The 270-nt window shown below is 54.8% G+C and carries 1 pseudogene; it reads left to right on the top strand.

The features are described from left to right. Nucleotides 1–270: pseudogene (gene mrcB / locus RTW80_RS29355) on the top strand (bifunctional glycosyl transferase/transpeptidase); the annotation flags it as partial.

Genomic DNA, 270 nt, shown 5'->3' with positions numbered 1-270 from the left:
GGTGAAAGGGGCGTCCATCTACAACCCGTGGCGTAACCCAAAACTGGCGCTGGAGCGACGTAATCTGGTGCTGCGTCTGCTGCAACAGCAACAGATTATTGATCAAGAACTCTATGACATGTTGAGTGCCCGTCCGCTGGGGGTTCAGCCGCGCGGTGGGGTGATCTCTCCTCAGCCAGCCTTTATGCAACTGGTGCGTCAGGAGCTGCAGGCAAAACTGGGCGATAAGGTAAAAGATCTCTCCGGCGTGAAGATCTTCACTACCTTTGA

The sequence above is a fragment of the Escherichia sp. AM3 genome (assembly GCF_032029835.1).
In the GTDB taxonomy this organism is placed as follows: Bacteria; Pseudomonadota; Gammaproteobacteria; order Enterobacterales; family Enterobacteriaceae; genus Escherichia; species Escherichia coli.
The sequence above is the reverse complement of the archived record's forward strand: the minus strand, read 5'-3'. Positions and strand labels throughout refer to the sequence as shown.